Origin of the sequence: Acinetobacter sp. YH01019 (assembly GCF_013420285.1) — a bacterium.
In the GTDB taxonomy this organism is placed as follows: domain Bacteria; phylum Pseudomonadota; class Gammaproteobacteria; order Pseudomonadales; family Moraxellaceae; genus Acinetobacter; species Acinetobacter gandensis.
The window spans coordinates 1-3,935 of the sequence record NZ_VOYM01000137.1; the positions used below are offsets into that span (position 1 = coordinate 1).

At 39.8% G+C, this 3,935-nt stretch carries 5 protein-coding genes, 1 other RNA gene and 1 pseudogene; 3 read left to right on the forward strand and 4 right to left on the reverse strand.

Features of this window, described 5'->3' with window-relative positions:
* The first annotated feature begins 124 nt into the window (after positions 1 to 124).
* Positions 125 to 250, forward strand: a complete 126-nt coding sequence (locus FTT84_RS18140) for a hypothetical protein (protein WP_257232829.1) — start codon at positions 125 to 127, stop codon at positions 248 to 250.
* A 62-nt stretch (positions 251 to 312) separates the two neighbouring features.
* Here FTT84_RS18140 and ssrS read toward each other — a convergent pair.
* From ssrS to FTT84_RS17120, 3 genes are all read right to left on the reverse strand, one after another.
* Positions 313 to 495: non-coding RNA, 6S RNA (ssrS, locus tag FTT84_RS17110), on the reverse strand.
* Between the two features lie 99 nt (positions 496 to 594).
* Positions 595 to 882 carry a cell division protein ZapA gene (locus FTT84_RS17115; RefSeq protein ID WP_067766086.1) on the reverse strand — a complete coding sequence of 96 codons (288 nt, stop codon included), beginning with the start codon at positions 880 to 882 and terminating at the stop codon, positions 595 to 597.
* Between the two features lie 2 nt (positions 883 to 884).
* Complete coding sequence (locus FTT84_RS17120) at positions 885 to 1,436, reverse strand: hypothetical protein (RefSeq protein WP_067766083.1); 552 nt, start codon at positions 1,434 to 1,436, stop codon at positions 885 to 887.
* A 64-nt stretch (positions 1,437 to 1,500) separates the two neighbouring features.
* Here FTT84_RS17120 and FTT84_RS17125 point away from each other — a divergent pair, with 64 nt between their 5' ends.
* Positions 1,501 to 2,121, forward strand: coding sequence for a UPF0149 family protein (locus tag FTT84_RS17125; protein WP_067766080.1), 621 nt, complete (start codon positions 1,501 to 1,503; stop codon positions 2,119 to 2,121).
* A 131-nt stretch (positions 2,122 to 2,252) separates the two neighbouring features.
* Positions 2,253 to 3,575: a Xaa-Pro aminopeptidase gene (gene pepP / locus FTT84_RS17130; RefSeq protein ID WP_180081956.1), complete on the forward strand. Its 1,323-nt coding sequence runs from the start codon at positions 2,253 to 2,255 to the stop codon at positions 3,573 to 3,575.
* 67 nt (positions 3,576 to 3,642) lie between these two features.
* Here the strand turns inward: pepP and FTT84_RS18145 are convergent.
* A pseudogene (locus tag FTT84_RS18145) lies at positions 3,643 to 3,807 on the reverse strand (GIY-YIG nuclease family protein); the annotation flags it as partial.
* Positions 3,808 to 3,935 lie beyond the last annotated feature (128 nt).

A 3,935-nucleotide genomic window follows, 5' to 3' on the forward strand; every position in this document is an offset into this window, starting at 1 on the left:
ATCCATGCACGTGTAGCAGTTCTTAACAGATTTACGGAATTAGGTCGACCACTTACCCAAGTTACGCCTTAAATTTGGCTCAATTAGGGGCGCTTTGCATTTCAAATCTTTGTGCAACAAAGCCGTGACCCAACAAGAAGGAATAGGATTTATACAATATTTACGGCAAGCATTACCCGAAATGGATCGACAACTTGATAAAGCACAATTAGCACTAGAGCAGATATCAAGTGAAAAAGGTAAAACTTAGAAAAAGAGATAAAAAGACAATTTAATTTTTTGATTATAGTTATTTAAATAAAAGAACAAATAAACACTCCGAAGATGCCGCTGCAAATGTCGTGACCCTGAACCCGATGAGTTCAAGGTGGACGCGACGTACACTCGCTGGGTTTCCCACACAAGGAGGGCATACGCTCAGAATATACAGAACACATCCATAAGTTTAAGTATCGGCAGGGGATTAGACCTAGCTGGCGAACACCTCAGAGATGTGCTCAGTATAACGAATTCAGTGTTTTTGGCAAATCACCAAACGCAGACAAAGCGTTTAAAATGAAGCAATCGGGCAAAGTATAATCACTAAACCACCGATTATTCAGTTAATTCTTCAACTTGTTCTAAAATATTTTGCAACAAAAGTTCGCAATTGGCATATTCCTGCAAGCTCTTATTCATCGACAGCACTTCTTGCATCAACTCAAGCGCGACCATAATGATGAGCTTGCTCGGCTCCATACGTGGTGCCTTACGGCGAAATTCATCGTACTTGTCATTGAGTAGCTGTGCAGCACGTTCTAAATCCGCTTGTTGATCTGACGTGGTTGCAAGACGAAAGCTGTGGCCGAGTACTTTTAAATCTACTGCAATTTGTTCACTCATGCTCATGCTTCCTCATTTGTTTCAGTCGGATGCGCCAATTGCTGGATTTCCTGTGCGTGGTGATCCTGAGCGGTACCTAAAATGGCTAGACGTTGAATAATGGCTTCAACTTTTGCTTTCGCGTGTTCATTTTTTTGCAATAAACGTTCACGTTCTTGCTGCAAACCTTGAATTTCTTGTTGAGCATGACGCTGTTCGTTTTGCATCTTTTCTTTGATGATACGTAGCTCGTTACGTTCTGCCAAAATTTCCTGAAAACGATTTTTTAAATCTGTGCAGCTTTTTTCAAGGCGGCTATAACGATCTGCTAATGCGGTCGCATCAGTATTCAGTTGTTGAAGTTGAGCACGCGAATCAGTCAATTGCTCATTCAGGGTTTCAATTTCTTCTTGTTTCGAGGTGATAATGCCGTTCTTTTGCACAATTTGAGCATGATGCTGTTCATCTGATGAATTTTTTTGATCATTCAGAGCATCATTTTCACTTTCAAATTGCGCAAGTCGCGTTTTTAAAACGCTAATATGCGCCTGGAGACGCTGTAATTCTTCTAACATAACGTAGTCGCACAGTATTGCAAACAAAGGTAATATATACGAAGTATAGAGATTGGATAAACGAATGCAAGACGATATTTCAGGTTGGTCAGATTGGTCCCACAATTTTTCTAAAATTGAAGAAATTTCAAGCCCAAGTGAGTTACATGGATTACTCACAGGTATAGTTTGTGTGTCACAACCACCAAGCCGTGAAGAGTGGCAACAGATATTGGCGACACTCGATGTGCCAGAATTAAACGAAGAAGCGTTAGCTTTGTTAACTGAAGAAGCGGAAGACGTTGCTCACTCTCTTTCAGATGACGAATTAGACTATCTTCCTTTATTGCCAGACGATGAACACCTTTTACCAGAGCGTGTTGAGGCATTAGCGGACTGGTGTGCAGGTGTTGTGTTAGGTTTCGGTTTAGCTTCTGGTCATTTACGTGCCAATGAACAAGAGTTAATTGAACACTTGCAAGATGTGGCAGCGGTTGAATTTGAAGATTCAGACAATGATGAAGAAGGTGAAGAAAGCTACCAAGAATTATACGAATTTGTTCGTTTAATCCCTGTGAGTTTGTCAATGGGCCGCACCAAAGTAGCTGTAGATGAAACACCTCTGCTACAAGTGGTGAGTAAAAAAGCCTCTGCGGTTGAGGCGAATAATGTGGTAGAAATGTTTACACCACATCGCCCAAGCTAAGGCATTAATTTTGCTTATATCTGTGTGAGGTATTAGGTGGTTTTATACATACCTCACATAGATTGACAGATTCATATTCAATTGAATCAAAATTTAAACAATATCAGCCAGCAGGTATAAGAAGTATTTAAATGAAGAAATTAACTCAAGCGGATTTTCAAGAACGTCGTGACATCCTTGCGGGTGAAATGGGACTACGTAGTATTGCAATTATTGCCACGAGCAAAGAAGCCATGCGTAACCGCGACGCAGATTATAAATTTCGAGCTGACAGTAGTTTCTTTTATTTAACAGGTTTTGCAGAACCTGAAGCGGTTGCTGTTATTGAAACATTTGATACGGAAGAAGAAGGATATAGCTACAGTTTATTCTGCCGTGAACGTGACCGTGAAATGGAAATTTGGAATGGTTATCGTGCGGGTGTAGATGGGGCAGTAGATGATTATGAAGCCGATGAAGCTTATGCAATTGATTTGCTTGATGAAGAAATTTTAGAAAAATTACAAAATAAAGATAAATTATTCTATCGAATAGGCCAGCAAGCTGATTTTGATGCACGGGTTGCTAAGTGGATTGCAACAGCGAGCGGTGAATCACGCAAAGGTGCGAGTGCGCCTGCACAAGTCATTCAACTCGATCGTATTATTGATGAAATGCGTCTGCATAAATCTGAAGACGAACTTGAAATGATGCAAATTGCATCGGATATTTCAGCAGAAGCACATACACGAGCTATGCAAACCGTTAAACCGGGCATGATGGAGTACGCTCTAGAAGCTGAATTGAATTATGTCTTTGGTAAAAATGGCTGTGTGCCGTCTTATAACAGCATTGTTGGCGGCGGTGAAAACGGCTGTATTTTACATTATGTTGAAAACAACAAAGAACTTAAAGATGGTGATTTAGTCTTAATTGATGCGGCTTGTGAATATCAGTTGTATGCGTCCGACATCACTCGTACTTTCCCTGTGAATGGCAAATTCAGTCCTGAACAAAAAGCTTTGTACAATGTGGTTTTAGATTCACAAATTGCTGCAATTAATGCAGTTCAAATTGGTAACTCTTATAAAGAACCACATAATGTTGCTGTACGTATTTTGGTTCAAGGTTTGCTTGATCTTGGCATTATGCAAGGCGATATTGACGAGATCATTGAAAGAGAAGCTTACCGTCAGTTTTATATGCATGGTACAGGTCACTGGTTGGGTATGGATGTGCATGATGTCGGTTCATACAAGCAAGACGGTGAATGGCGTGCCTATGAAGAAGGTATGGTCGTGACGGTTGAACCGGGTCTTTATATTGCACCGGATGATGAAACTGTAGATGAAAAATGGCGCGGTATTGGCATTCGTATTGAAGACGATGTGGTGGCGACGAAAAATGGCCCACGTGTGTTAACTGCTGCAGTGGTGAAGTCAGTTGAAGATATTGAAGCCTTGATGGCGCAGTAATTAGCAGTGAATAAAAAGCCGATCAGATGATCGGCTTTTTTATTGCATTTAAGAAAACTTATATGAATTAGTTTGCGTTATAACCAAATTTTCTTGTTAACAAAGTTTTTTTCCACCAATTCTCTCTGTTTAATATGATTTGATCATCAGTTTTAGATTTAAAAATATCTAAAATGGAGTACCTAAAATTTTCTTCTATATAGTCTTTTGTTAGTTTCTTTAATTCAACATTATGAACCGTACCGGGTTTGTCGGAGACTCAATATTCTGAGAGACTATTCCGATGAAAAAACCAAACTATACCCCCGAAATTAGAGAAAGAGCGGTTCAATTACTAATTGAATCTGAAAAAGATTATCC

Coding starts and splice junctions, on each gene's coding strand:
- FTT84_RS17115 (WP_067766086.1), bottom strand. CDS start 882: ATGAGTGAACAAATTGCAGTAGATTTAAAAGTACTCGGCCACAGCTTT.
- FTT84_RS17120 (WP_067766083.1), bottom strand. CDS start 1,436: ATGTTAGAAGAATTACAGCGTCTCCAGGCGCATATTAGCGTTTTAAAA.
- FTT84_RS17125 (WP_067766080.1), top strand. CDS start 1,501: ATGCAAGACGATATTTCAGGTTGGTCAGATTGGTCCCACAATTTTTCT.
- pepP (WP_180081956.1), top strand. CDS start 2,253: ATGAAGAAATTAACTCAAGCGGATTTTCAAGAACGTCGTGACATCCTT.